General features: G+C 64.1%; 27 protein-coding genes and 1 pseudogene. 19 read left to right on the plus strand and 9 right to left on the minus strand.

From position 1 onward, the window contains the following. Positions 1-171 precede the first annotated feature (171 nt). The 3 genes from ACO550_RS00080 to ACO550_RS00090 are packed head-to-tail and all read left to right on the plus strand — an operon-like array spanning position 172 to position 1,570. Complete coding sequence (locus ACO550_RS00080) at positions 172-411, plus strand: isochorismatase (protein WP_485994157.1); 240 nt, start codon at positions 172-174, stop codon at positions 409-411. A gap of 60 nt (positions 412-471) precedes the next feature. Next, complete coding sequence (locus ACO550_RS00085) at positions 472-726, plus strand: translation initiation factor 1 (protein ID WP_315597866.1); 255 nt, start codon at positions 472-474, stop codon at positions 724-726. A gap of 49 nt (positions 727-775) precedes the next feature. Continuing rightward, positions 776-1,570, plus strand: coding sequence for a thioesterase family protein (locus ACO550_RS00090; RefSeq protein WP_315597865.1), 795 nt, complete (start codon positions 776-778; stop codon positions 1,568-1,570). A gap of 107 nt (positions 1,571-1,677) precedes the next feature. Here ACO550_RS00090 and sodB read toward each other — a convergent pair whose 3' ends face one another. Then, positions 1,678-2,256, minus strand: coding sequence for a superoxide dismutase [Fe] (sodB, locus tag ACO550_RS00095; protein ID WP_315597864.1), 579 nt, complete (start codon positions 2,254-2,256; stop codon positions 1,678-1,680). Positions 2,257-2,440: 184 nt separating this feature from the next. Beyond that, positions 2,441-3,826: an exodeoxyribonuclease VII large subunit gene (gene xseA / locus ACO550_RS00100; protein ID WP_315597863.1), complete on the minus strand. Its 1,386-nt coding sequence runs from the start codon at positions 3,824-3,826 to the stop codon at positions 2,441-2,443. A 1,006-nt stretch (positions 3,827-4,832) separates the two neighbouring features. Here xseA and ACO550_RS00105 point away from each other — a divergent pair. From ACO550_RS00105 to ACO550_RS00135, 7 genes are all read left to right on the plus strand, one after another. Continuing rightward, on the plus strand, positions 4,833-5,453 hold the full coding sequence (locus tag ACO550_RS00105; RefSeq protein WP_315597862.1) for a MotA/TolQ/ExbB proton channel family protein: 621 nt from the start codon (positions 4,833-4,835) through the stop codon (positions 5,451-5,453). A gap of 20 nt (positions 5,454-5,473) precedes the next feature. Next, complete coding sequence (locus ACO550_RS00110) at positions 5,474-5,905, plus strand: biopolymer transporter ExbD (RefSeq protein ID WP_315597861.1); 432 nt, start codon at positions 5,474-5,476, stop codon at positions 5,903-5,905. Between the two features lie 128 nt (positions 5,906-6,033). Continuing rightward, positions 6,034-7,155: a tetraacyldisaccharide 4'-kinase gene (lpxK, locus tag ACO550_RS00115; protein ID WP_315597860.1), complete on the plus strand. Its 1,122-nt coding sequence runs from the start codon at positions 6,034-6,036 to the stop codon at positions 7,153-7,155. Continuing rightward, on the plus strand, positions 7,136-7,345 hold the full coding sequence (locus ACO550_RS00120; protein ID WP_315597859.1) for a Trm112 family protein: 210 nt from the start codon (positions 7,136-7,138) through the stop codon (positions 7,343-7,345). The genes lpxK and ACO550_RS00120 overlap by 20 nt, the downstream gene beginning before the upstream one ends. A gap of 38 nt (positions 7,346-7,383) precedes the next feature. Beyond that, positions 7,384-8,193 (plus strand): 3-deoxy-manno-octulosonate cytidylyltransferase, encoded by an 810-nt coding sequence (kdsB, locus tag ACO550_RS00125; RefSeq protein ID WP_485993893.1) that lies wholly within the window; start codon positions 7,384-7,386, stop codon positions 8,191-8,193. Positions 8,194-8,565: 372 nt separating this feature from the next. Continuing rightward, positions 8,566-9,231, plus strand: coding sequence for an adenylate kinase (gene adk, locus ACO550_RS00130; RefSeq protein ID WP_485993895.1), 666 nt, complete (start codon positions 8,566-8,568; stop codon positions 9,229-9,231). Positions 9,232-9,388: 157 nt separating this feature from the next. After that, on the plus strand, positions 9,389-10,147 hold the full coding sequence (locus tag ACO550_RS00135; protein WP_485993897.1) for a 3-hydroxyacyl-CoA dehydrogenase: 759 nt from the start codon (positions 9,389-9,391) through the stop codon (positions 10,145-10,147). 14 nt (positions 10,148-10,161) lie between these two features. On the opposite strand, the gene ACO550_RS00140 is transcribed toward ACO550_RS00135, so the two are convergent. After that, on the minus strand, positions 10,162-10,968 hold the full coding sequence (locus ACO550_RS00140; protein ID WP_315598708.1) for an MmyB family transcriptional regulator: 807 nt from the start codon (positions 10,966-10,968) through the stop codon (positions 10,162-10,164). Between the two features lie 126 nt (positions 10,969-11,094). Between ACO550_RS00140 and ACO550_RS00145 the strand changes: the two genes are divergently transcribed. Further along, positions 11,095-11,865: a class I SAM-dependent methyltransferase gene (locus ACO550_RS00145; protein ID WP_485993899.1), complete on the plus strand. Its 771-nt coding sequence runs from the start codon at positions 11,095-11,097 to the stop codon at positions 11,863-11,865. Positions 11,866-11,875: 10 nt separating this feature from the next. Here ACO550_RS00145 and ACO550_RS00150 read toward each other — a convergent pair. Beyond that, positions 11,876-12,779: pseudogene (locus ACO550_RS00150) on the minus strand (LysR family transcriptional regulator). A gap of 94 nt (positions 12,780-12,873) precedes the next feature. Here ACO550_RS00150 and ACO550_RS00155 point away from each other — a divergent pair. Beyond that, positions 12,874-13,899 carry a bile acid:sodium symporter gene (locus ACO550_RS00155; protein ID WP_315598706.1) on the plus strand — a complete coding sequence of 342 codons (1,026 nt, stop codon included), beginning with the start codon at positions 12,874-12,876 and terminating at the stop codon, positions 13,897-13,899. A gap of 141 nt (positions 13,900-14,040) precedes the next feature. Here ACO550_RS00155 and ACO550_RS00160 read toward each other — a convergent pair whose 3' ends face one another. Together ACO550_RS00160 and tsaE are read right to left on the minus strand one after the other, a co-directional pair. After that, on the minus strand, positions 14,041-15,540 hold the full coding sequence (locus ACO550_RS00160) for an N-acetylmuramoyl-L-alanine amidase (RefSeq protein ID WP_315598705.1): 1,500 nt from the start codon (positions 15,538-15,540) through the stop codon (positions 14,041-14,043). Further along, positions 15,534-16,079: a tRNA (adenosine(37)-N6)-threonylcarbamoyltransferase complex ATPase subunit type 1 TsaE gene (tsaE, locus tag ACO550_RS00165; RefSeq protein ID WP_315598704.1), complete on the minus strand. Its 546-nt coding sequence runs from the start codon at positions 16,077-16,079 to the stop codon at positions 15,534-15,536. The genes ACO550_RS00160 and tsaE overlap by 7 nt, the downstream gene beginning before the upstream one ends. A 16-nt stretch (positions 16,080-16,095) precedes the next feature. Between tsaE and queG the strand changes: the two genes are divergently transcribed. Further along, positions 16,096-17,277: a tRNA epoxyqueuosine(34) reductase QueG gene (gene queG / locus ACO550_RS00170; protein WP_315598703.1), complete on the plus strand. Its 1,182-nt coding sequence runs from the start codon at positions 16,096-16,098 to the stop codon at positions 17,275-17,277. Here the strand turns inward: queG and ACO550_RS00175 are convergent. After that, a complete protein-coding gene (locus ACO550_RS00175; RefSeq protein WP_315598702.1) occupies positions 17,274-18,167 on the minus strand; it encodes an AEC family transporter in 894 nt (297 codons plus the stop codon). The two genes, queG and ACO550_RS00175, sit on opposite strands and share 4 nt — an antisense overlap. 176 nt (positions 18,168-18,343) lie before the next feature. Here ACO550_RS00175 and ACO550_RS00180 point away from each other — a divergent pair, with 176 nt between their 5' ends. From ACO550_RS00180 to plsY, 6 genes are all read left to right on the plus strand, one after another. Next, on the plus strand, positions 18,344-18,961 hold the full coding sequence (locus tag ACO550_RS00180; protein ID WP_315598701.1) for a chalcone isomerase family protein: 618 nt from the start codon (positions 18,344-18,346) through the stop codon (positions 18,959-18,961). Between the two features lie 102 nt (positions 18,962-19,063). Further along, on the plus strand, positions 19,064-20,044 hold the full coding sequence (locus ACO550_RS00185; protein WP_315598700.1) for a tripartite tricarboxylate transporter substrate-binding protein: 981 nt from the start codon (positions 19,064-19,066) through the stop codon (positions 20,042-20,044). Positions 20,045-20,162: 118 nt separating this feature from the next. Beyond that, positions 20,163-20,642, plus strand: a complete 480-nt coding sequence (locus ACO550_RS00190) for a methylated-DNA--[protein]-cysteine S-methyltransferase (RefSeq protein WP_315598699.1) — start codon at positions 20,163-20,165, stop codon at positions 20,640-20,642. Further along, positions 20,639-21,547, plus strand: coding sequence for a site-specific tyrosine recombinase XerD (gene xerD / locus ACO550_RS00195; protein WP_315598698.1), 909 nt, complete (start codon positions 20,639-20,641; stop codon positions 21,545-21,547). Before ACO550_RS00190 ends, xerD begins: the two co-directional genes overlap by 4 nt. An 18-nt stretch (positions 21,548-21,565) precedes the next feature. Then, on the plus strand, positions 21,566-22,057 hold the full coding sequence (locus ACO550_RS00200; protein ID WP_315598697.1) for a YbaK/EbsC family protein: 492 nt from the start codon (positions 21,566-21,568) through the stop codon (positions 22,055-22,057). Between the two features lie 86 nt (positions 22,058-22,143). After that, on the plus strand, positions 22,144-22,752 hold the full coding sequence (gene plsY, locus ACO550_RS00205; protein WP_315598696.1) for a glycerol-3-phosphate 1-O-acyltransferase PlsY: 609 nt from the start codon (positions 22,144-22,146) through the stop codon (positions 22,750-22,752). Between the two features lie 163 nt (positions 22,753-22,915). On the opposite strand, the gene ACO550_RS00210 is transcribed toward plsY, so the two are convergent. Together ACO550_RS00210 and ACO550_RS00215 are read right to left on the minus strand one after the other, a co-directional pair. Next, positions 22,916-24,199: an ATP-binding protein gene (locus tag ACO550_RS00210; RefSeq protein ID WP_315598695.1), complete on the minus strand. Its 1,284-nt coding sequence runs from the start codon at positions 24,197-24,199 to the stop codon at positions 22,916-22,918. Next, a complete protein-coding gene (locus tag ACO550_RS00215; protein WP_315598694.1) occupies positions 24,196-24,930 on the minus strand; it encodes a response regulator in 735 nt (244 codons plus the stop codon). Before ACO550_RS00215 ends, ACO550_RS00210 begins: the two co-directional genes overlap by 4 nt. Positions 24,931-24,969: the final 39 nt, after the last annotated feature.

Below are 24,969 nucleotides of genomic sequence, written 5' to 3' on the forward strand. Positions count from 1 at the left end.
GCACGGTCCATATCTCGCGGCATCTGCTCCCGGCGCTCATGCGCGGAACGCAATGCCACCCTTGCAACGGCGACGGTCGCCAGAGACCAGCACGCAGCCGCGCGGATTGACGCGCGGCATCGCGGCTGCAGACCGGTCGCCTCCAAAGAGACATCCAGTTTGAATACACGTATCACACCCAGCACCACACCACGCATCACCCCCTTCACCGTCTCGGTCTATCCCATCCAGCAGGAACCGGGCGTCTGGTTTGCCAACTACATGATCTCCGAGTACCACAATGGCACGGAGCGCATCGTCGCCAATGTATCGATGCGACACGCCACGCACTGCTCGGAATCAAACGCCAAGCAGGCGGCCCGGCGCGCCGGCGAACATGCGGCGGCACGCCTGCGCCGACAGCAACGTTGATTGGCGCCCGCGCGCCTCACCCTTCCCACCTACCCCCGTCCACAGGAGAAACAGCAAGCAATGCCAAACAATGAAGAATGGGAAGAACTGCACCTGACCCCGGATGGCTGGGTCGCCGGAAGCTACCGTCATACGCCATGGTCCAGCGTTGAAGTGCCAGCACCCGAGAGCGGCGTGCTGAAGGTGCGCCGGCATGTTACGGCAACCTATTGCGGACCGTCGCGCGTGGTCGAGGATCGCATTCCGCAAACGCAGGACATGGCACTGGTTGAATCGCTGCTGGAGCGCTACGGCGAACCGAGCTTCAACGTCTAGGACCCCGGCGCCGGCGTAAGATGCACCATTCCGATCAAGGAGGTGCCCGGTGTCCATTCCGTCCAGCATTTTTAAGATTTCAGGCGATCTCGTCGAGTCCACGGTACTGTCACGTGGACCGTGGAATCCCGGCGCTCAGCATGGCGGAGCACCGGGTGGCTTGCTGGCGACGCTTGCTGACCGCGCCATGGCGCATGAGCCGGGCTGGTCGATGGTGCGCCTCACGCTGGAATTCCTCCGCCCTGTGCCCGTGGCATCGTTGCGCGCGGTGGTCGAACCGCAAGCTGGCGGGGCAGTACGGCGCGTACGACTGGAGCTGTTGCACGACAACGTCACCGTATTGCAAGGTGTGGCGCTCTACATGCGACAGCGCGATCTGGATCTCCAGCCTTCGTTGCAGCCACCGACCCTCCCTCCTCCTGACGCCTGCCACACGCCGATCCTGATTCCGGGCATGCAGCCACAGACCTCGTTCCACTACACCGCGATGGAGAGCCGCGTCGCGACGGGAACGGTCACCGAAGCAGGTCCTGCGGCAGTGTGGTTCCGCGTAGCAGTACCGTTCCTGGACGACGCGCCGGTCAGCGCCGCGGCCCGCGCCATTGCCGCGGCAGATTTCGGCAACGGCATCAGTTGGGCCGTACCGTTGAATCGCTTTGCATTCGCCAATGCCGACCTGACCGTTTACCTGCACCGGCTCCCCCAGGGCGAATGGGTCGCAGCGGAATCGGCAACGACCGTGCAGCAGGATGGCATCGGGCTGACACGGACCACGCTTCACGACGTGCTGGGCCCCATCGGCGTGGCCCAGCAAGGCCTCATCTTCAAGCCCGCGCGCGCATAAGCCCCTACTCACCTGTTAAGACTGTCTTTCTACATCGCGCACCGGGCGCTGGTGCAAAAGAAAAAGCCCTCACTCGGAGGGCTTTCTTTCATTCGCCAGAAGTTCGCTCAGGCGAAGTTCTTCGATGCGAAGTCCCAGTTCACGACGTTCCAGAATGCCTCGACATACTTCGGACGGGCATTGCGGTAGTCGATGTAGTAGGCGTGTTCCCACACGTCGCAGGTCAGCAGCGGCTTGGCGTCGGTGGTCAGCGGGGTGGCGGCGTTCGAGGTCGACACCAGGTCCAGCGAGCCGTCGGTCTTCTTGACCAGCCAGGCCCAGCCCGAACCGAAGGTACCCACGGCGGTCTTCGTGAATTCTTCCTTGAACTTGTCGAACGAACCCCACTTGGCGTTGATCGCGTCAGCCAGTGCACCGGTCGGCTGGCCGCCGCCGTTCGGCTTCATCGATTCCCAGTAGAACGTGTGGTTCCAGACCTGGGCTGCGTTGTTGAAAATGCCGCCCGACGACTTCTTGGTGATTTCTTCCAGCGACGCGTTCTCGAACTCGGTGCCCTTGATCAGGTTGTTCAGGTTCGTGACGTACGTCTGGTGATGCTTGTCATGATGGAACTCGAGGGTCTCCTTGGAGATGTGCGGAGCCAGGGCATCATGCGCGTAAGGGAGAGGAGGGAGCGTGTGTTCCATTGTTCTGTCTCTAGGGTTTTGGTGGGGAGAATGGCCGATTGTAGGTGACTTGCCAGACCCGCGCAAACGGGTCCGGAAAGCCCCCTGATGTCATGTTAGTTTCCCCCGCGGCCGCTCGGGGGAAGGATCCGGGTCGATTGAGAATCAGTCGCAAGCATGGGCGCCGGCGCACGTCAAAAGCGCTTCAGAATGTGCCCAGTTTGGTCTGCACACCAGCAATTTCAATGTCGGCGGTGCCCTCCGCCAGATGCGCCTCGACAATGCTGCCCGCCCGCAATTCGGCGGGCGACCGCAGCGCCCGGCCACGATTGTCGAGCAGCACCGCATAGCCCCGCTCCAGCGTGCGTTGTGGCGCCAGCAGTTCCAGCGCGCCTGACACACGAGCCAGTCGTCCGGTCTCGCGTTCATGCCGACGCTGCACGGCTGCCTCCATGCGCCCGGCCAGCCGATCTAGCGTTGCCTGCGCGGCGCCCAGGTCTGGCTTGCAGGCGCGCCAGCGCATCGCCAGCACATCGTGCCGATGCCGTTGCACTGACACCGTATCGCGCAATGCCGCACGCAAATGCCGGGCCAGATTGTCGACCTGCGCGCGGCGCTCCTGCAATTGCGCCTGCGGACTGCGCAATTGCCGCGCCAGCCATTGCAGGTGCTGGCCGCGGCGTTCGAGCTGACGGTCCATGCATTGGGCCAGCGCATCGTGCGCACGGCGCGCGGCCTGCAACAGGTGTGCGCGATCCGGGCTTACCAGTTCGGCCGCTCCGGTTGGCGTGGGGGCGCGCACATCGGCCACGAAATCGGCAATCGTGAAATCGGTTTCATGGCCTACGCCCGACACCACCGGCAAATCGCTACGCGCAATGGCATGCGCCACCACTTCTTCGTTGAACGACCACAGGTCTTCGATACTGCCGCCACCACGGCACAGGATCAGTACATCGCACTCACCGCGCGCATTGGCCGTGTCCAGCATCGCCGCGATTTTTTCGGCGGCACCGGTACCCTGCACCGGCACCGGGTATACGACCACCGGCACATGCGGCGCACGGCGCTGCAATGTACTCAGTACATCGCGCATCGCGGCGGCCTGCAGCGAAGTGACTACGCCGATCGCGCGCGGATGGGCGGGAATCCTGCGCTTGCGGTCCGCATCGAACAGGCCCGCCTGTGCAAGTTTTTCCTTGAGCCGCAGGAACGCCTCGTAGAGATTGCCAAGGCCAGCGCGGCGCATGGCCTCCACACCGAGCTGCAGTTCCCCACGTGCCTCGTACATCGACACCACGGCACGCACCTCGACGGCTTCCCCTTCGCGTGGCGCAAAGTCGACATGTTGGTTGCGGCCGCGAAACATCACACAGCGGATCTGCGCGCGCGCATCCTTGAGCGAGAAATACCAGTGTCCGCTCGCGGCACGCGTGAAGTTTGAGATTTCTCCCCTTACCCATGCCAGTGGAAAACTGCGTTCAAGCACACCGGCAATCGCATGGTTGAGTTCACTGACCGGAATGACCTCGCGATTCCGCGCGGGAGGCTGGGACGGCGCAAAACGCGAAAGGTTCTCGTTCTCTGGCATGGTGCACGGCCGCTCAGGCGGCGTGAGATGGACATGTCCACAGCATAATGGATATGTCAAGAGGCCAGGCACACTGCACATGCCTTCGCCCACAACGCCCGTGAGTCGGTACAAGCCTTTGATTCTTATGAATTTTCGTGCGGGACCAAAAAACAGGCAATGTAAGAGAAAACCTTACGCGTCAACGACTTACCAAAATCGCCCCGAGCTTGTTCACAAAGTTATCCACAGAAGTTCTGGATAAATGATTTGTCAAGCGTACCGCCTGTGGACAAGGTATACGCCGGGGCCGAATCCACGCTGTGGCAACGGTACCGCACTGCCATGGTTCCGCCCATGGTCTGCACGTTGCACCGGACCGCATTGCCCATTTTTTAGGCGTTAACGTATACGTTCATATGGATCAAAGGTTTACGTCATTTTTCCAGGGCTTATCCACAACCGGTCCACAATCCTGTCCCGTTTCCATGTGGAAAATGGGCGACTTGTCTGATTGCCAGGAATGCTAGGCCATGGCCAAGGCTCTGCCCAATTTTTAGGCACATAAACCATTATCCTTTTGAATCAATGGGTTGCATGAATTCTCCGGCAACTTTCCACAGCTGATCCACAGCACTGTCCAGTCGCCATGTGGAAAGACCGCGCGCAGCGGGCAATTCACGCCAGGAAATACCGTTCCAGACCGCGCAGACGCCGCCATGGACCACTCTGCACAAAAATCAGGCAGATATCGCCACCTTCTTTGCAATCAATGAGTTAGCCTGCTTTTCCGAAACCTTTCCACAACTGGTCCACAGCACTGTCCAGCTTCTGTGTGGAAAGCCGCAGACAGCGCCACGCGCGTGCGCTTGCCGCGCGCCGAGGGGCGGGTTAGAGTGGCGCCTGCAATTTTTCGAGCATGCCGCTGCGCCCGGCACATCGGCGCGCATCAAAGGCAGCCACGTCATTCGTACCAAGCCATTCCGTTTCGGGTCTGTCGTTCGTTCGTAGAATTTCGGGGGTCCACGTGTTTTCCATCATTCAAGCGGCCGGCTGGCCGATCTGGCCGTTGCTGCTCGCCTCGGTCATCGCGCTTGCGCTGGTCGTCGAACGCTTTGTTTCCCTCAAGCGCAGCAAGATCCTGCCGCCGAAGCTGTACGAGGAGGCGCTCGTCGCCGCCCAGCAGCGCAAGGCCACGCCCGAGGTTGTCAACAACCTGGAAAAGAATTCGCCGCTGGGCCGCGTGCTGGCAGCCGGGCTGCGCCATGTCGTGCTGCAGCCGCAGACCTCGCGCGACGCCGCCAAGGATGTGGTCGAGGAAGCCGGCCGGGCCGTGGCGCACGATCTTGAACGCTACCTGAACGCGCTGGGCACGATTGCCTCTGTGGCGCCCCTGATGGGCCTGCTGGGCACCGTGATCGGCATGATCGAGATCTTCGGCAACCAGGGCGGCACCGGCGCCAACCCGGAACAGCTGGCACATGGCATTTCGGTGGCGCTCTACAACACGGCCTTCGGCCTGATCGTGGCGATCCCCGCGCTGATTTTCTGGCGCTACTTCCGCCGGCTCGTCGATGACTACGTGGCCGAACTGGAATTCCGCGCCACCGCGTTCCTGGACGCCATCCTGCCGCAGCGGCGCGCCTGACCGGTACCGGAGCACACGCCATGCGCTTCCGTTCCCGCCAGCGCCGCGAGGAGCCGGAGATCAACCTGATCCCGCTCATCGACGTGCTGCTTGTGATCCTGATCTTCCTGATGATCACGACCACGTACTCGCGCTTTACCGAATTGCAGATCCAGCTGCCCACCGCCGACGCCGAGCACTCGCAACAACGCCCGAGCGAAATCGTCGTATCGGTATCGGCACGCGGGGTCTATTCGATCAACAAGCAGGTGCTCGAGCAGAAGGACGTGACGAGCCTGGCCGACCAGTTGCGCAGCGCCGCTGGCCCGGCCGGCAACGGGCCGCCGCCCGTGGTCATCGTCAACGCCGACGCCCAGGCCACGCACCAGGCAGTGATCAACGTGATGGAGGCTGCGCGCGTAGCCGGCCTGTCGCGGCTGACCTTCGCCACGCAAAGCTCGCAGCAGCGCTGACCTCTTGCCCGGGCGGGCAACGCGTCGATGGACGGCAAACTTGCCGCATGCGCTGCCCGATGCCCATAATGTCTGCATTCGACGGTGCCACCCTTCGGTGGCACCGCCCTCTTCCATCGGTTCCGTTCATGCCCGCTCCCCGACACGACCTTGCCGACTTCGTCACCGCCCAGTGGCAACGCCGCGGCTGGTTTGCCTGGCTGATGTGGCCGCTTTCGCTGCTGTTCGGACTGATTGCGCGCATCCGGCGCCATGGCTACCAGCAGGGCTGGTTCAAATCCACGCGACTGCCGATGCCGGTGATCGTGGTCGGCAATGTCACGGTCGGCGGCACCGGCAAGACGCCTGCGGTGATTGCGCTGGCACACGCCCTGACCGAAGCGGGGCTGCGTCCCGGCGTGGTGTCGCGTGGCTATGGCGTGAAGCTCGAGCATCCGCGCCGCGTCAAGCCAACTTCGAAAGCCGCCGATGTCGGTGACGAACCGCTGCTGATTGCGCGTGCCACCGATGTACCCGTGTGGGTGTTTCCGGACCGGGCCTTGTGCGCGCAAACCATGCTCGTATCGCATCCTGGCATCAACGTGCTGCTACTCGACGACGGCCTGCAGCATTACCGGCTGCAACGCGATTTCGAAATCGTCATGTTCGATGCGCGCATGGGCGGCAATGGCCTGCTGCTGCCGGCGGGCCCGCTGCGCGAGCCGCTGAGCCGGCCGCGCGATGCCACGCTGATCAACGACCCGACGTTCAAGGCCACGCCCGACCGACCCGATGTCTATGGCATGCGCCTGGTGCTCGACGACGCGTGGCAGCTCAACGACCCGACCATGGCACGCCCGGTGTCGCAGTTCGCGGGCAAGCGCGTGCTGGCCGCGGCAGGTATCGGCAATCCGGAACGCTTCTTTGCCAGCCTGCGTGGCGCGGGCCTGTCGCCCACGGCCACCATGCCGCTGCCGGACCACTATGATTTTGCCGATGACCCGTTCGCCGGCAACGACGATGCGCTCAACGCCGACGTGATCCTGATCACCGAGAAGGATGCCGTAAAATGCGAGCGCTTCGACGACCCGAGGATCTGGGTCGTCCCCACCACGCCCGTGATCGACGCGGGCCTGATCGATAAAATCCGCCGCGCCGTGATGGCGCGCAACCCGGCCGTCGCCACCCCCGTCACCACTGGGCAAACCACCGCCACGGGCGCGACGAACGGTCTCGACAAGGAACACCAGGATGGACAACCGGCTGCTTGAAATCCTCGTCTGCCCGCTTTGCAAAGGCAAGCTGGAATACGACCGCGCCGCCCAGGAACTGATCTGCCACGCCGACAAGCTGGCCTACCCGATCCGCGATGGCATCCCGGTCATGCTGGCCGATGAAGCGCGCCAGTCGGTGCCGGGCCGCGTGATCCCGGTGGAGCCCTCCGGGCCGGCCGGCAACTGAGCAGGCAGCTCCCTTCACCCGCCGCAGATCTCCAGATCATGAGCATTCCCGCATTTACCGTGGTGATTCCGGCCCGGCTGGCGTCCACGCGTCTGCCCAACAAGCCGTTGGCCGATATTGGCGGACATCCGATGATCGTGCGCGTGGCCGAACGCGCCCACGCCTCGTCGGCCCAGCGTACCGTGGTGGCCACCGATGCGCCCGAAGTGGCGCAGGCGTGTGCCGCGCGCGGCGTGGAGGCCGTCATCACCCGTGCCGACCATCCGTCGGGCACCGACCGCCTGTCAGAAGTGGCCGCGCAGCTCGGACTGCCCGATGATGCGATCGTCGTGAATGTACAGGGCGACGAACCGCTGATCGACCCGAACCTGATCGACGAAGTGGCGCTGTACCTGGCTTCGCACCCCGACTGCGCGATTGCCACGGCCGCCCATCCGCTCGAAGACGTGGCCGAGATCTTCAATCCGAACGTGGTGAAGGTGGTCTGCGACAACGCTGGCCGCGCCCTGTATTTTTCGCGCGCGCCGATACCCTGGGCGCGCGATGCCTGGGCCGGCGTGCCGGCCCAGCCGGCCGCGTCGGCCCAGGTGCCGTTGCCCGGCATGCCCGTGCTGCGCCATATCGGGTTGTACGCGTACCGCGCCGGCTTCCTGCGGCGCTTCCCGACACTGGCCACCGCGCCGATCGAGCAGACCGAGGCGCTGGAGCAGTTGCGCGCGATGTGGCATGGCGAGCGGATCGGTGTGATGGTCACGGCTGCCGCACCGGCGCCCGGCGTCGACACGCCGGCCGATCTGGAGCGCGTTCGGGCGCTCTGGGCACAGGGCATGGCCCAGGATGGTCCGTGACCCTGGAGCCCCTGGCCGCTGAGGGTTGGGCCGCGTAGACCATGCTTGTCCGCCTAAGTTCATACTGCTGCAACTTCCACGCAGGCCGAATTGGCGTGACGCATGGCATAATGCTTGCCGATACAGAGCCCGCAGATGCGTAACGCGCGTCTGCAAAGGCTCGGTGGGGAGATAGAGATCGAGCCCGCCCGGATGCGTGCCGCTGACCAGTGGCCAAACGCAGTGCCCGGGACGCCGCGCATGACCTGACTCCGGCAAATGCCTCGACCGGCACGTCAGGCAATGCCGCCGTAAGTCCTGCGTCAAGTTGCGGCGTTACCCTCCTTCCATACCTCCCGCCAGACCGAATTCAAATACCTTGAGGACCCGTAAATGCGTTTGATCCTGTTGGGCGCGCCTGGCGCCGGCAAAGGCACGCAAGCCAAGTTCATCTGCGAAAAGTTCGGCATTCCGCAAATCTCCACGGGCGACATGTTGCGCGCGGCGGTGAAGGCCGGTACGCCGCTGGGCATCGAAGCCAAGAAGGTGATGGACGCTGGCGGACTGGTGTCGGATGACATCATTATCGGCCTGGTGAAGGACCGCCTTAAGCAGCCAGACTGCGAAAAGGGCTATCTGTTCGACGGTTTCCCGCGCACGATTCCGCAGGCCGAGGCCATGAAGGAAGCCGGCGTGGCGATCGACTACGTACTGGAAATCGACGTGCCGTTCGATGCCATCATCGAACGCATGAGCGGGCGCCGCGTACACGTGGCGTCGGGCCGCACCTATCACGTCAAGTTCAATGCGCCGAAGGTGGAAAACACCGACGACGAAACCGGCGAGCCGCTGATCCAGCGCGACGACGACAAGGAAGAAACGGTGCGCAAGCGCCTGGACGTCTACTCGCAGCAAACCCGTCCGCTGGTGGACTACTACTCCGATTGGGCCGCCAAGGGCGACGCATCGGCCAAGGTGGCACCGCCGAAGTACCGCAAGATTGCGGGCGTGGGCGATGTGGACAAGATCACGGCCAGCGTGTTCGAGGCACTGAAGTAAGCCTTTCCCGCTGTCCTGGTGGTGACCAAAACGGTCCGGCTCTTGCCGGGCCGTTTTTGTTTTGGGCGTGCCTCGCTTGCCCCCCAGCGGTAATTCCACTTACCTCGGTACTGAATTTACGTTAACGTAAACGGCACTCAAACAAGGAGACACGAGGATGGACATCCAGGGCAATGTTTTCATCGTCACCGGCGGCGCTTCCGGCCTGGGCGCGGGCACGGCCCGCATGCTGGCCGAAGCGGGAGGCAAGGTTGTCATCGCCGACCTCAATGAAGCCGCCGGTACGGCATTGGCAAAGGAGTTGGGCGGACAGTTCGTGAAATGCGACGTCAGTGCCGAGGCCGACGGCCAGGCTGCGGTCGATGCCGCGCAAAAGCTGGGGCGCCTGGCTGGCCTGGTCAACTGCGCGGGGATTGCCGTGGCATCGAAGACCGTGGGCAAGAATGGGCCGCACCCGCTCGATGCATTCGAGAAAACCATCCGCGTGAACCTGATCGGCACGTTCAACATGATCCGCCTGGCAGCGGCGGCCATGGTCCAGAACACCCCCGACGCCGAAGGCGAACGTGGCGTGATCATCAACACCGCATCGGTGGCGGCCTTCGACGGGCAGATCGGGCAGGCCGCTTATGCCGCGTCGAAGGGTGGCGTGGTGGGCATGACACTGGCCATCGCACGCGACCTCGCGCGCGACGGCGTACGCTGCATGACGATTGCCCCGGGGCTCTTTGAAACACCGATGCTGCTGGGCATGCCGCAGGAAGTACAGGACGCGCTCGGCAAGATGGTGCCGTTCCCGCCGCGCCTGGGTCGCCCCGCCGAGTACGCGAAGTTGGCGCAGGCCATTATCGGCAACACGATGATGAATGGCGAAGTGATCCGCCTCGACGGCGCGATCCGGATGCAGCCGAAGTAGGTCCTGAAACAGACCTAGGCTTCGGGCAGCAGCATCGCCAGCATCATGCCTGGTGCCGCAGGCGGCACCAGCGTCAACTGTTCGAAATAGACCGGGCCACGCGCGGGATGATGAAACCCGCGCCGGCCGCCCTGCCGCTCCTCCACATCCTGCGAACGCCACGCTTGCGCAAACGCAGGACTGTCCTCGAGCAACTGCTCGATCAACGCCCGGGTGGGCGGATCCTCGGCATGGCGCAGGCTATGTACGCGAAATTCCGCCACCAGGCGCGCCGCACGATGCGGCCAGTCCTCGACCAGCGCCTGCAGCGCAGGGGACAGGAACATCGCGCGCAGCAGGTTCTTCTCGTGATTCGCATCGTCGAGCCAGCCCACGAACAGGTCGGCGGCCGCGTCGTTCCACGCCAGTGCGGTCCATTGCCGGTCAAGCAGGTAGGCCGGCGCGGTAATGGCCTGCACGCTGGCCAGTAACGCCGCCGGTACGCCCGGATCGGCATCCTGCCTGGGCTCTGGCTTGCCAGCGAGCGCAAACAGATAGGCCCGCTCGGCGCGCGACAGGCACAGCGCTTGCGCCAGGCTGGCCAGTGCGCGCGCCGACATGGCCACGGGCCGCGCCTGCTCGAGCCAGGTCACCCACGTGGCGCTGAGCCCGGCCAGCTGGGCCACCTCTTCCCGACGCAGTCCCGGTGTGCGGCGGCGGCGCCCCGGCGGCAACCCCACGTCGGCCGGTGTCAGCCGCTCGCGATAGCTGCGCAGGAACATGCCCAGTTCGGCTTCGCGCGATAGTGGGTTCGACGTCGGATTCGATGTGTCGGAAGGCATTGGCTGGTGACTCTTATACCAGGATAAATCAGTGACTTGTACCGGGAAAACACGGCGCCTACAGTACGTGAAGTCCCGGGCCCGGGCAATCCCCGTCAACTACCAGACAAGAACGAGGCACCCCTCATGCAGCAGCAGGAACTCGTCGCCGCCCAGTTCGGCGCCACCGCCAATGCCTATCTCACCAGCACCGTGCATGCACAGGGCGCGGACCTTGAACAACTCAAGCAAGCACTGGCTCACCTGAAGCCTGTCGCACATAGCCGTGTGCTCGATCTCGGTTGCGGCGCCGGCCATGCCAGCTTTGCAGCCGCAACGGTTGCGAACGAAGTGGTGGCTTACGACCTGTCGGCGGAAATGCTCGCGGTGGTCGACGCAGACGCACAGGATCGGGGGCTGGCCAATATCAGGACGCAACAGTGTGCGGCGGAAGTCCTGCCATATGCAGACGCCAGTTTCTGCGCTGTGGTCTCACGCATGAGCGCGCATCATTGGCGTGATGTTCCCGCCGCGCTGCGCGAAATCCGGCGCGTACTGAAACCCAATGGCAAGGTGGTATTGATCGATATCGTCGGCGCCGACGATCCGCTCTGCGACACCTGGCTGCAGTCGGTGGAGTTATTGCGCGATCCGTCGCATATCCGCGACTACACGCCGGCGGTATGGGCGCAGATGTTCGAAGCAGCCGGCCTTGGCGCAGAGGTGTCGCCGGTCTGGCGGATCGAGATCGAGTTCAGCAGTTGGGTAGCCCGCATGCGTACGCCCGAGGTAGCCCAGACAGCAATCCGGCACCTTTGGGAAAAGGCGCCGGCCGAAGTGCGCGACCGTTACCGTGTGCAGCCCGATGGCAGCTTCGCGCTGGAAGCGGCGCTGGTCACGGGGTCGCCGAGGCAATGACTGTGGTTCATCAGGTCGCGGCATCCGCCGGGATCGGCATGGTCTGCACCATCTGCCAGACCGCGGCGGCCGCCGGCGACAACGAACGGTCTTCGCGCCTGACCATGACGATGCTGCGCTCCTCGCGCGGCGTCAGCGGCTTCGATACCAGCGGTGACGCCTCGGGCAGCGGCAGCGAGAACGACGGTAGCACCGAGGCGCCGATGCCAGCCTCGACCATGCCAAACACGCTCGCGGAGTGGCCAAGTTCCTGAACCACCTGGGGCGCCACGCCGTGGCGTGCCAGGATGCGGTCGATCAGGGGCCGGCTGCCTGATGCAAAGTCCAGCAGTACGAGCCGTTCGCCATGCAGCGCGCTCCACGGCACCGATTCGGCATTGGCCAGCGGATGATCCCGGCGGCAGACAAAGCAGAACGGATCGGTGGCCAACGGCGAGATGGTCAGCCCTTCGCGCGCAAGCGGATCGATCAGGACGCCGAAGTCCACTGCCCCCGCACGAATCTGCTCGAGCCCGTCGGCCTGCACGTTGTCGCGTATAAACAACCGTATCTCGGGATATTGGCTCGCACACGCTGCCACATATAGCGGCATCAGCCGCGCCGAAATGGTCGGCGCACTGGCTATTACTACCCGTCCACGATAGCGCTCACCTGATTGGCGCGTCTCTTCGAGCGTGTCGTCGAGCTGCCCCAACAGGCGTTCGAGCGCCGGCACCAATGCGGTTCCCGCATCAGTCAGCACCACTTCGCGGGTAGTGCGGTCCAGCAACCGCACGCCAAGTGCTTCTTCCAGCTCGGCCACACCCCGGCTAACCGCAGGCTGGGTAAGCCCTACTGCATCCGCTGCCCGACTGAAACTCCCATGCGCTGCCACCTGCCAGGAAGACCCGCAACTGCCGCAATGTGTAATTCATGCAACGATGAGATGAATGAATGAAATAAATGAATTTGCATTCTAGACAAGACAGGCGTCCAATACCAAGCGGAAACCCTTACGCACTATCCCCAATGTCTGCCATTCTCGCCCCCTTCAAAAAGATCTACGACCTGATCGACGGGTTCGTACTGATCATGCTGACCGCTATCGGCATTGCGCTGATCGCCCCCGAGATCGGCGCCGGTGACGGCCCGCTGCATCTCGGTATCGTGACCAGCCTTGGTGTCGCGCTGGTGTTTTTCCTGCACGGCGCCGCATTGTCGCGCGAGAAACTTGTGGCCGGCGCGAAACACTGGCGTCTGCACGCGTTCGTGCAATCGTTCACGTATATCGTGTTTCCGATCGTGGGTGCGCTGCTGATGCTGTCGCTGCGCAACTCGCTGCCGCCCGAACTGCTGCTTGGCGTGTTCTATCTTTGCGCCCTGCCGTCCACGGTATCGTCATCGGTCGCCATGACCTCGATGGCGCGCGGCAATGTGCCCGGCGCCATTTTCAACGCGACCATTTCGGGCCTGATCGGCATGGCGCTGACCCCGCTGCTGATGGGCCTCGTGATCAGCGCCAGCGGCGCGTCGATGCCGCTGGGCCGCGCACTGACCGGCGTGGCACTGCAACTGCTGCTGCCGTTTGCACTGGGCCAGGCCGCACGCCCGCTGATCGGCAACTGGCTGGCCAAGAAGAAGCAGATCACGAACAAGATCGACCGTGGCGTGATCGTGCTGATCGTCTATTCGTCGTTCTGCGACGCCACCGCCGCCGGCCTGTGGCATCAGTACCACTGGCAGACCATCGGCGCCGTGATGGGTATTGCCGCGATCCTGCTGTTCGTGATCCTGGGCACCACCACGTTCACCGCGCGACGTCTGGGCTTTTCGGTCGAAGACGAAATCACGGCCGTGTTCTGTGGCTCGAAGAAGAGTCTGGCCAACGGCATTCCGATGGCCAAGATCCTGTTTGCCGGCCACCCGGCGCTGGGTCTGCTGGTACTGCCGCTGATGGTCTATCACCAGCTGCAACTGATCGTCTGCTCGGTGATGGCCGCACGCTACGCGAGCCGCGACGATATGAAGGAAGAACGGAACGCGGTACGGGCTTGATTCTGGCCTGATGTTCTTGCTCTCCCGCACCGGAGGGGTTGGGGGAGAGCGCATGGTGGCTCTGCTTGCCACTGGTCGCAATTGAACCGCTGGCCCTCTCCCCCGCCCCTCTCCCGCGCGCGGGAGAGGGGAGAAAATCACCTACACCGACGGGTTCTTCGATAGCGGTGGATTCTTCGCGAAGTACGCCTTGATGCCGCGCAGGATGGCGTTGGCCAACTGTTCCTGGTGTGCTTCGTCGTTGAGCTTGCGTTCTTCTTCGGGATTGCTGATAAACGCGGTCTCGATCAGGATCGACGGAATGTCCGGCGCCTTGAGCACGGCAAACCCGGCCTGTTCCACGCTGCCCTTGTGCAGCTTGTTGATGCCACCGATTTCCTGAAGCACGGACTTGCCCACCTGCATGCTGTCGTTGATCTGCGCCGTCGTGGACAGGTCCAGCAGCACACGCGACACCTGGGCATCCTTGTTGCCCATATTGGTCCCGCCGATCAGGTCGGCATTGTTTTCCTTGTTGGCGAGCCAGCGTGCCGCCGAACTCGACGCACCGCGTTCCGACAGTGCAAACACCGAGGCGCCGCGCGCTTCGGGCGAGACGAATGCATCGGCGTGAATCGACACGAACAGGTCGGCCTGGACCCGGCGTGCCTTCTGCACGCGCACATTGAGCGGCACGAAGAAATCTGAATCGCGCGTCATCATCGCGCGCATATTGGGCTGGGCATCGATCTTCGCGCGCAGCCGATGCGCGATCTGCAGCACCACATCCTTCTCGCGCGAACCCGCGGCGCCCGTGGCGCCGGGATCTTCGCCACCGTGGCCCGGATCGAGCGCCACGGTCAGCAGCCGGCGCATCTTGAACTGGCTCGGCGGTGGCACATTGGTTTGCGCCACGGGAGGTGGCACGGGCGGCGCGGCCGGTTTGTCCGGCGCGGACGGTTTCGGCCTTACGACAGCCACTGCAGGAGGCAGCGCGGTGGTGGCCGGCGGCAACTGGTCGCGGTCCTCGAACTTGCGCACGATCGCGCCAATCGCATCTTCCTCGGCACCGGCCGGTGCGCCCGATACGGCGTCACTGCCGGTCGGTGGCGTGGTCGAGGCAAAGCGGCGCTGCTTGTCCTCGGTATCGCGCACGAGCTTCCAGAGCGGATCGGGCGGGTTGACCGGATACAGGTCGAACACGAGCCGGTTGCGATAGTCGCCAATCGGCAGCAGCGTGAACACCTGCGGGGAAACGTCTTCCTTGAGATCGAACACCATCCGCACCACGCGCGGCCGGTTCTGGCCCACGCGCACCGACTGGATATACGGATCGTTTGGCGTGATCTTGGCCACCAGTTCGCGCAGCGTGGGCGACAGGTCGAGCCCGTCGATGTCCACCACCAGCCGGTCCGGGCTACGGATCATCTGGTGTACGGCGACGAGCTTCTCATCGGATTCGATGGTGACGCGCGTGTAGTCCTCGGCGGGCCAGACCCGCACGGCCACGATGCCGGCGCCGAACGCGATCTGCGGTCCGGCAAGTGACAGCACGACCGTCCCGGCACTGTACTTCAGGGCCTGCGCCATCCATTTGCGGCGGGCCTGCAGCAGTCCGTCGGGTCCATCGGGTCGGTCGGTGGCGAGTCGCTTGATCAGCATGCGTTCAGCAAGGTAAGTCCAGTGGGAGTATAGGCGTGCAATATGGCCATGCGGCGATCGGCCCCTGCATCCACCCCGTTATCGGCAGGATTTTCTTCCGGATGCAGCATGCGGTTGTCCGATTGGAGCAACACATGCAGGTCGGGTTCCCCAAGCAGGCGGCCCGCCTTCTCGGGCCACTCCACCAGATTGAAGGCCGGTTCGGCAAAACAGTCGCGAAAACCGGCGTCGATCCACTCCTCCGGATCGGCAAAGCGATACAGGTCGAAGTGGTAGACGGTCAGCGGCGTGCCGTCGGCACGCAGCACGTTGTACGGTTCGCACAGCGTATAGGTGGGGCTGCGGACCTTGCCGGCATGTCCCAGTGCGCGCAGCACGGCACGCGACAACGTGGTCTTGCCCGCGCCGAGGTCGCCGGACAGCTGCACGTGAACCGTGCGCGGCGGCATCTCGCGCACCGCGCGGGCCAGCGCGGCACCGAACCGTTCAGTAGCGGCTTCGTCGGGTAGCGGCAGGATGCGTTCTTCAAGCAGGGGCATTGCGTACAATTCAGGGATGATCGACCGTGCAGTACCCGCCCCTACCCCCGCATTCGCTGCGCAAGACCCCGTTGCGGCGCCTGAAGTCCAGTCTTCCGACCCATCGGAGACGGACCTGGCGTCGCTGGCGGCGTCGATTCGTGCCTGGGGCATCGAGCTCGGATTCGATGCGATACGCATCGCCGATGTGGATCTGCGGCACGCCGAAGCGGGCCTGCTGGCATGGTTGCAGGCGGGCTACCACGGCGACATGGATTATATGGCCAACCACGGCACAAAGCGCGCCCGGCCCCATGAACTCGTGCCTGGCACGGTACGTGCCATCGTGGCGCGCATGCCCTACCTGCCCGCGCAGGGGCCTGCCGACTGGCGCCGCCATGAATTCGCGCGTCTCGACGATCCGTCCACGGCCGTGATCTCGCTCTACGCCCGCGGCCGCGACTATCACAAGGTGCTGCGTAACCGGCTGCAGCAACTGGCAGCCCGCATCGAAGCCGGGATCGGCCAGTTCGGCTACCGCGTGTTCACCGATTCGGCACCGGTCATGGAAGTGGCGCTGGCCAGCCAGGGTGGCCTGGGCTGGCGCGGCAAGCACACGCTGCTGCTGGACCGCGACGGTGGTTCGATGTTCTTCCTCGGCGAGATCCTGGTCGATATTCCACTGCCGGCCGATGGCGCCGAAGCCCCGCATTGCGGCAATTGCCGCCGCTGCATCGATATCTGCCCCACCGGCGCCATCCTGGAGCCCTACCGGCTCGATGCACGCCGTTGTATTTCTTACCTGACGATCGAACACAAGGGCGCCATTCCGGAGCCGCTGCGGGCCCCGATGGGTAATCGTGTCTATGGCTGCGATGACTGCCAGCTGGCCTGCCCGTGGAACAAGTTCGCGCATCGCGCCACGTTGCCCGATTTCGATGTACGCAACGGCTTCGACGCCCCCGACATGGTGGAACTGTTCGGCTGGACCGAAGCGGAATTCAACCAGCGCCTCGAAGGCAGCCCGATCCGGCGTATCGGGCACGAGCGCTGGCTGCGCAATCTGGCGGTGGGACTCGGCAACAGCCTGCGCAGCGCCGCGCGCGACAACCCCGCACTGGCCGCGCGCATCGGCACGGCCCTGCTGGCGCGGCGCGACAGCGCGACGCCGCTGGTGCGTGAACATATCGACTGGGCGCTGGCCCAGGCCGAACGCTAACTGACTAGCGACAACCAGATCGGCGTGGTGACGATCGCTGCAATGGTCATCGCCGAAATCGTGGCTGCCACCATCGGCCCGTTGCCACCCATGCGCACCGCAAGGATATAGGCGCTCGATGCCGTGGGCAGCGAGGCATAGACCACCACGATCTGGTACTGCAGCGTGGTCAGCGGCAGATGGCGGCCCACGATCCACGCGAAACACGGCATGGCCAGCAGCTTCACACCGGTCCACCACGCCATCGGACCCACCGTGCCGGTAGCGCCGCTGATCTGCAGGCCGGCCCCGACCGTCATCAGGCCCAGCGCGGTCGATGCCGAGCCCAGCCGGTTCAAGGTCATCGCAATCACCTCGGGTGGATGCAGGCCCAGCAGGTTGGTGAGCAGGCCGGTGGCCGTGGCCAGGATCAGCGGATTGCGTGCCAGTTCGCGCAGCAGCTTCGATTCGCCATGGCGTGCCAGCGCCCACACCGCCACCACATTGCAGATCGGCACGCAGACGCCCACCACCAGCGCCATCAGCGCCAGGCCTTCGCTGCCGCCAAGACGCGCGGCCAGCGCGAGCGCAATGTACGAGTTGAAGCGGAACGCGGTCTGCAGTCCCGACGCAAAGTCGACCGGGTCCGGCCGCAGCACGTATTTGACAAGGTAGCCGGTGGCCATGCCAAACACCGTGGTCGCCAGCGCGAGGCCGAGCATCGCGGACGTCGACGAGAAATCAAACTTGGCACTGTTGGTGGACTGCAACAGCAGCGCGGGGAACAGGACGAAGTAGACCAGGCGTTCCACACCGGCCCAGAAGCCACGGTCGAACGGGGTATATCGCACCAGCAGCCAGCCGATCAGGATCAGGCTGAAATCCGGCACCAGCAGCAGGGCGGAAGACATGTGTCGCGTTGTCTCGATTGTGACGACATGGGTGTCGTTGTTGTCGTGGTACCCGACGGCAGTCTTCGTGAAAAGTGAAGCCTAGGGCAGATACGGATGGGTATTTTTTCAGAATTCCTGCAGCATGGCACGCTGAATTTCGCCTTGCCTGCGGTTTTGCAGCCGCCTGTCGCACCATGAAGTCCGAGCAGTCTTCGTCCCGCCGAGCCATATTCCACCGCCGCCTTGCCGCTTCGCTGTGCGCAACGCTGGCGTTCGGCCTGCTGTTGCCGTCGGTATCGGCCATGGAGATCGAAGGCGTGCGTTTTGACGACAGCGCGCGGCTTGGTGGCAAGGAATTGCCGCTCAACGGCACCGGATTGCGGCAGGTCTTCGTGATCAAGGGTTACGCCGCCGCGCTGTACCTGCCCGAACGGGGTCGCAATGCCACGCTGGTGGTGGGCACGCCCGGCCCCAAGCGCTTGCAGATCCGTCCGCTGCGCGAGGTGGAATCGGCCGCTTTCGTCAAAGCCCTCAATGAAGGACTGCGCGAAAATCATAGCGAGCTGCAGATGCAGCTGCTGTCCGACCGCTTGACGCAGCTGGAACGCACGATGGCCCAGATGGGCTCGGCGCACCGCGGCGACATCATCAATTTCGATTTCACGCCCCAGGGCGGAACCGCCATCACGCTCAACGGTATCCCGCGTGGCCTGGCCATTCCGGGCGAGGATTTCTACCAGGCCGTGCTGCGCATCTTCCTGGGCGAACACCCGGTGGACCGCAACCTCAAGCGCGGCCTGCTGGGCGGCTGATTCAAGCACGTCGGCGCGTTGCTGCAACCAGCGGCGCACTGGCGATTCATGACCTCCCCGGGCGAGATCCGCCCGGCTTTAACTTCGGGAGACTCTCTTCACATGCAAGCTGGCAAAACCATCCTGACCGTGGCCATCGCAGCCGCGGCGTCCGTGGCTTCGATCGCGCACGCACAGAGCACCTATCCGACCAAACCGATCCGCCTGATCATTCCGTTTGCACCGGGTGGCACCACCGATATCGTGGGCCGTGGCGTGGCCGATCAGATGAGCCGCGTGCTGGGTCAGCCGGTGGTGGTGGAAAACCGTGCCGGTGGCGGCGGTTCGATCGGCGCCGATGCCATCGCCAAGTCCGCCCCGGATGGCTACACGATCGGTATCTCGACCGTGTCGACCATGGCCGTGAACCCGGCCTGCAATCCGAAGCTGTCGTACGACCCGATCAAGGACTTCAAGCCTATCGCCAACGTGGCCAACGTCGCCAACGTGATCGCGGTGAACCCGAACTTCCCGGCCAAGGACTACAAGGAATTCCTGGCCGTGCTGAAGGCCAACCCGGGCAAGTACTCGTACGCCTCGTCGGGCACCTGCGGCTTTGGCCACATGCTCGGCGAGCAGTTCAAGGTATCGACCAAGACCTTCATGGTCCACATCCCGTACCGTGGCGCGGGCCCCGCACTGAACGACGTGCTGGCCGGCCAGGTGCCGATCATGGTCGACAACCTGCCGTCGTCGATGCCGTACATCAAGGCCGGCAAGCTGCGCGCGCTGGTGGTGGCCTGGAACAAGCGCGTGGATGGGCTGCCCGACGTGCCGACCTTCGGCGAAATGGGCCTCAAGGAGCCGAACGACCCGGCCTGGTATGGCCTGGTGGCTCCGGCCGGCACACCTGACGACGTGATCGCCAAGCTCAATGGCGCGGTGGTGAAGGCGCTGCAGGACAAGGGCTTCGTGGAGCGCCTGCGTGCCGCCGGCGCCGAGCCGTCGGGCAACACCCCGGCCCAGCACGCCGCCGAAATCAAGAAGGAATTCGACAAGATGAAGAACCTGGTGAAGGTTCAGAACATCAAGCTGGAACAGTAAATTTCGGATTACTCGTTGCAAGGACCACTTCGGTGGTCCTTTTTCGTTGTGGGTGGCAAGCGCTGCAAACAGGCATAAAATCCGTGCTTGCCACCTGCCACCTTGAACGCCATCCATCATGCAACATCCCTTCGATGCCATCCTGCCCGCACCATTCGGCAAGGTCGGCGTACGTGTCGATGGCGCACACGTCCACGAGATCGTCTATCTGCCCGACACCTTCGCGGAGGTCGCCCCGTCCGGTGCGCTCGCGCAGCGCGTGGCCGATCAACTGGCGGCGTACTACGACAATCCTGACTTTGCCTTCGACCTGCCGCTGGCCGTGCGCGGCACCGAGTTCCAGCGCAAGGTCTGGGACGCCATCTGCGCGGTGCCGCGCGGCGGACTGACCACTTACGGCACCATTGCCAAATCGTTGCAAAGCATGCCGCGCGCGGTGGGCCAGGCATGTGGGCAAAACTGGTTTCCGGTCGTGATTCCGTGCCATCGCGTGGTAGCCGCCAATGGACTCGGCGGATTCGCGCATCATGGCGAAGAAGGCTTTCACCTCGGCGTCAAACGCTGGCTGTTGCGCCATGAGGGCGCGATGCTGCTATGACCGCGGTGCTCGATGGCGACCTGTCGCTGGTCGACCGGTTCTGCGACGCGCTGTGGCTGGAGGATGGCCTGTCACGCAATACCATCGATGCCTATCGGCGCGACCTGGCACTGCTCGCGCGCTGGCTGCATGAAAGCGCGACCTGTGCGCTGCTGGCGGTCGACGACACCGCGCTGTCGGGGTACTTTTCCGCACGGCATACGGAAACGCGCGCCTCGTCGGCAAACCGGCGCCTGACCGTCTTCCGCCGCTTCTATCAATGGGCCCTGCGCGAGCACATGATCGAAGCCGACCCGTGCCTGTTGTTGCGCCCCGCCAAGCAGGCACCGCGCTTTCCGAAGACCTTGTCCGAAGGACAGGTCGAGGCCTTGCTTGAAGCGCCCGACGTCGGCACGCCGCTGGGCCTGCGCGACCGCACCATGCTCGAACTGATGTATGCCAGCGGCCTGCGCGTGTCCGAACTCACGAACATGAAGACCATCGAGATCGGTCTGAACGAGGGCGTGGCGCGCGTGGTGGGCGGCAAGGGCAACAAGGAGCGACTGGTGCCATTCGGCGCGCAAGCCGGAGACTGGCTGCAGCGCTATCTGGCCGAGGCACGCCCTGCCCTGCTGACCGGCCGCGCCTGCGACGAACTGTTCGTCACGCAGCGCGGCGAGGGCATGACACGCCAGGCCTTCTGGCATCTGATCAAGAAGCATGCGCGCGAAGCCGGCATCCACGCACCGTTGTCGCCGCATACGCTGCGGCATGCATTTGCCACGCACCTGCTCAACCACGGCGCCGACCTGCGCGTGGTGCAGTTGCTGCTGGGCCATGCCGATATTTCCACCACGCAGATCTACACGCACGTGGCCCGCGAGCGCCTGCGCGAACTGCACCTGCATCACCATCCGCGCGGCTGAGACTACGCGGACATCATCATGAGCAAACAGAAACACATCTCGGAAACCCCTGCCACGCAAATGCTGCGCAAGCATGGCGTGAGCTTTGGCGAGCATCCCTACGACTATGTCGACCATGGCGGCACGGGCGAGTCGGCACGGCAACTCGGCGTACCCGAGCATGCCGTGGTCAAGACGCTGGTCATGGAAGACGAAGCCGCCAAGCCGCTGATCGTGCTGATGCATGGCGATTGCTCGGTATCGACCAAGAACCTGGCACGGCAGATCGGTTGCAAGAGCGTGCAACCGTGCAAGCCGGAAGTGGCGCAGCGCCATAGCGGCTACATGGTCGGCGGCACCTCGCCGTTCGGCACCAAGAAGAAGGTACCGGTCTATGTGGAAGCAGGCGTGCTGGCACTGGACACGATCTATATCAATGGCGGACGCCGGGGCTATCTGGTCAGCATTGCGCCGGCGGTGCTCACCGACCTGCTGGGCGCACAGTCCGTGGAATGCGCGCTGCCTGACTAAGCCGTGCGGGAAATCACGGAGTCCACCGACACCGTGGCGCGCTACAATCGCGCCAGCCTGAAAAACCCTGTCCAGTCCCACAAAAAATGGTCAACCTGATATTTGCCGCCATCGCCTATCTGATCGGATCGGTGTCCTTCGCCGTCGTGGTCAGCAAGGTCATGGGTCTGCCCGATCCGCACAGCTATGGCTCGGGCAACCCCGGCGCCACGAACGTGCTGCGCACCGGCAACAAGAAAGCCGCGATCTTTACGCTGATTGGCGACGGGCTGAAGGGCTATGTGGCGGTCATGCTGGCCAAACACCTCGGTGCGGGCTATGGCGTTGACGACACCGGCATTGCGCTGGCCGCGCTGGCCGTGTTCCTGGGCCATCTGTTCCCGATCTTCCACCGTTTCGCGGGCGGCAAGGGTGTGGCCACGGCTGCTGGCATCCTGTTTGCCATCGACCCGATCCTGGGCGCCGGCACGCTGGCCACCTGGCTCATCATTGCGTTCTTTTTCCGCTATTCGTCACTGGCCGCACTGGTGGCGGCCATCTTTGCGCCGTTCTTCTACGTGCTGATGAATGGCGTGGATATCATCACCGGCGCCGTGTTTGCGATCGGCGTACTGCTGATCGTGCGCCACCGCGCCAATATCGCCAAGCTGCTGGCCGGCAAGGAAAGCCGGATCGGGGAAAAGAAGAAGGTTTGAGACTGAACTACTGACGGTGTTCTCCCCTCTCCCATGAAATGGGAGAGGGGCGGGGGAGAGGGCCAGCGGTGCAAGCTGCGATCTGTCGCAATTTGAGCCGCATTGCCCTCTCCCCCAACCCCTCTCCCGCACGCGGGAGAGGGGAGCAAACAGGCTGAGATGATCAAGCCGCCTGGGCCATTGCCGCGAACGGGAACGTCATTTCCACGCGCAGCCCGCCTTCCTCGCGGTTGGTGATCGACAGCCGGCCACCACCCTGCCTGACCAGACGATCGACGATCGCCAGGCCCAGCCCCGAATGGGCATTGCCCCCGCGTGCCGGGTCCAGCCGCACGAATGGCATCGTCACACGTTCAATGGCTTCTTCCGGAATGCCAGGGCCCTGGTCCTCCACGGTCAGGCGCCAGCCTTCGTGGGTGCGTGCCGTGGCCACGTAGACCGGTGGCGCACCATACGCGTAGGCGTTGTCGACCAGATTACCGATAATGCGGTCCAGCTGTGTGGCGATCATGCGGAATCCGTCGCCGGCAGCCAGTTCCAGCACCACCAGACGATCCTGCTCCTGCAGTGCGGCGGCCAGCTCGCCAATGCGCTTGTCCACGGGTACCGGGCGTGCCGTGGGCTCGCTGCTTTGCGCAAAGGTCAGGAACTGCTCGACGATCGCCGACATCGACTCGACATCGCGCGTCACGCCGGCGGCGGCCTTGGGATCGGACAGCATCTCGGCGCGCAGGCGCAGCCGTGCCAGCGGGGTCTTGAGGTCGTGGGCGATGCCGGCCAGCATCGTATTGCGCTCCTGGTCGATCCGCACCAGGTCGGCCACCATGCGATTGAAACGCACGATCAGTTGACGCAGCTCATGTGGCCCGCGCTCGCGCAGCGGCTGCACGCTCTGCTGGCGCGACAGCTTTTCGGCCGCTTCCGCCATATCGCGTACCGGACGCTGGATCTGCCACGCCACGAATAATGCAAACACGATGGCCACACCCACCACCAGCACCACGCCCGGCACCAGCCGGTTGTCGGGCGGCGGATTGTGGACGAACAGGATCGGCATGGCGATCCAGCGGTTACGCTGCGGCAGCTTGATCCAGAGCCGCGGCGTGGAAAGCTCGTCCTCCAGCCTGACTTCGGTGCCCGGCGGCAAGCGTCGCGTGAACTGTTCCACCAGCCGGCGCGGCCGGCCAGCCTGTGGCGGGCCCGCGTGTTCGTCGGCGGTGGCATTGTCGGCCACCTCCACCAGGCTCGGCAGCGGCACCGGTGGCTTGGCATCGAGCGCGCGCTCGATACTGTCGAGCTGGAAAATCATCTGCTCGACCGAGTAGTCGATCTGCTGCTGGCGCCGGTCCATGCGCAGGATGGCCAGCCACGAGAAATGGCTGATCACGAGCACCGCGGCAATCAGCAGCGCCACGCGGCCGAACAGGGTGTCAATCCTGAGCTTCATTGCGGAATACTGTCCTCGGCTTCGTCGGGCACAAAGGTATAGCCACGGCCCCGCACGGTCTGGATATAGCGCGGACGCTGGGCATCCTCGTCAAGCAGGCGGCGCAGGCGCCAGATCTGCACATCGATACCGCGGTCGCTGATGCCGTTGGCGGTGCCGTACATCAGTTCGACGATCCGCTCGCGCGACAGCACTTCGAGCGGATGCATCAGCAACAGCTTGAGCAGCGCGAATTCGGTATCGCTGATCGACACGGCCTGCCCGCTACGCTCGAGCGAGCGCTGGCGGAAGTTCACACGGAACGGACCGAAGGCGATCGACTCGCGGTCTTCCGGCGCGGCAGCCGGGCGCGCCAGCTTGCGGCGCAGCACGGCGTTGATGCGCGCCAGCAGCTCGCGCGGCGAAAACGGTTTGCCGAGGTAGTCGTCGGCACCGATCTCGAGGCCGACGATGCGGTCGATCTCGTCGCTGCGCGCGGTCAGCAGGATCACGGGGATGTCGTCGTTCTTGGCGCGCAGATTGCGCAGCGCGGTCAGGCCGTCGACCTTGGGCATCATCAGGTCGAGCACGATCAGCGCGGGCCGCTCGCGCTCGAGGCGGGCCTGCAGGCCGTCGCCATCGTGCAGCACCGACACGGCAAAGCCCTGGGACGTCAGGTATTCACGCAGCAGGTCGCGCAGTTCGGGGTCGTCGTCGACGACGAGGATCTGGGTGGGCTGGTTCGTTCGCATAGGCACATGATAGTCAGGCCGACCGCCGCACACGGCAAA

Source organism: Cupriavidus sp., assembly GCF_057315035.1.

Coding starts and splice junctions, on each gene's coding strand:
- ACO550_RS00085 (WP_315597866.1), top strand. CDS start 472: ATGCCAAACAATGAAGAATGGGAAGAACTGCACCTGACCCCGGATGGC.
- sodB (WP_315597864.1), bottom strand. CDS start 2,256: ATGGAACACACGCTCCCTCCTCTCCCTTACGCGCATGATGCCCTGGCT.
- xseA (WP_315597863.1), bottom strand. CDS start 3,826: ATGCCAGAGAACGAGAACCTTTCGCGTTTTGCGCCGTCCCAGCCTCCC.
- ACO550_RS00110 (WP_315597861.1), top strand. CDS start 5,474: ATGCGCTTCCGTTCCCGCCAGCGCCGCGAGGAGCCGGAGATCAACCTG.
- lpxK (WP_315597860.1), top strand. CDS start 6,034: ATGCCCGCTCCCCGACACGACCTTGCCGACTTCGTCACCGCCCAGTGG.
- ACO550_RS00120 (WP_315597859.1), top strand. CDS start 7,136: ATGGACAACCGGCTGCTTGAAATCCTCGTCTGCCCGCTTTGCAAAGGC.
- kdsB (WP_485993893.1), top strand. CDS start 7,384: ATGAGCATTCCCGCATTTACCGTGGTGATTCCGGCCCGGCTGGCGTCC.
- adk (WP_485993895.1), top strand. CDS start 8,566: ATGCGTTTGATCCTGTTGGGCGCGCCTGGCGCCGGCAAAGGCACGCAA.
- ACO550_RS00135 (WP_485993897.1), top strand. CDS start 9,389: ATGGACATCCAGGGCAATGTTTTCATCGTCACCGGCGGCGCTTCCGGC.
- ACO550_RS00140 (WP_315598708.1), bottom strand. CDS start 10,968: ATGCCTTCCGACACATCGAATCCGACGTCGAACCCACTATCGCGCGAA.
- ACO550_RS00145 (WP_485993899.1), top strand. CDS start 11,095: ATGCAGCAGCAGGAACTCGTCGCCGCCCAGTTCGGCGCCACCGCCAAT.
- ACO550_RS00155 (WP_315598706.1), top strand. CDS start 12,874: ATGTCTGCCATTCTCGCCCCCTTCAAAAAGATCTACGACCTGATCGAC.
- ACO550_RS00160 (WP_315598705.1), bottom strand. CDS start 15,540: ATGCTGATCAAGCGACTCGCCACCGACCGACCCGATGGACCCGACGGA.
- tsaE (WP_315598704.1), bottom strand. CDS start 16,079: ATGCCCCTGCTTGAAGAACGCATCCTGCCGCTACCCGACGAAGCCGCT.
- queG (WP_315598703.1), top strand. CDS start 16,096: ATGATCGACCGTGCAGTACCCGCCCCTACCCCCGCATTCGCTGCGCAA.
- ACO550_RS00175 (WP_315598702.1), bottom strand. CDS start 18,167: ATGTCTTCCGCCCTGCTGCTGGTGCCGGATTTCAGCCTGATCCTGATC.
- ACO550_RS00180 (WP_315598701.1), top strand. CDS start 18,344: ATGAAGTCCGAGCAGTCTTCGTCCCGCCGAGCCATATTCCACCGCCGC.
- ACO550_RS00185 (WP_315598700.1), top strand. CDS start 19,064: ATGCAAGCTGGCAAAACCATCCTGACCGTGGCCATCGCAGCCGCGGCG.
- ACO550_RS00190 (WP_315598699.1), top strand. CDS start 20,163: ATGCAACATCCCTTCGATGCCATCCTGCCCGCACCATTCGGCAAGGTC.
- xerD (WP_315598698.1), top strand. CDS start 20,639: ATGACCGCGGTGCTCGATGGCGACCTGTCGCTGGTCGACCGGTTCTGC.
- ACO550_RS00200 (WP_315598697.1), top strand. CDS start 21,566: ATGAGCAAACAGAAACACATCTCGGAAACCCCTGCCACGCAAATGCTG.
- plsY (WP_315598696.1), top strand. CDS start 22,144: ATGGTCAACCTGATATTTGCCGCCATCGCCTATCTGATCGGATCGGTG.
- ACO550_RS00210 (WP_315598695.1), bottom strand. CDS start 24,199: ATGAAGCTCAGGATTGACACCCTGTTCGGCCGCGTGGCGCTGCTGATT.
- ACO550_RS00215 (WP_315598694.1), bottom strand. CDS start 24,930: ATGCGAACGAACCAGCCCACCCAGATCCTCGTCGTCGACGACGACCCC.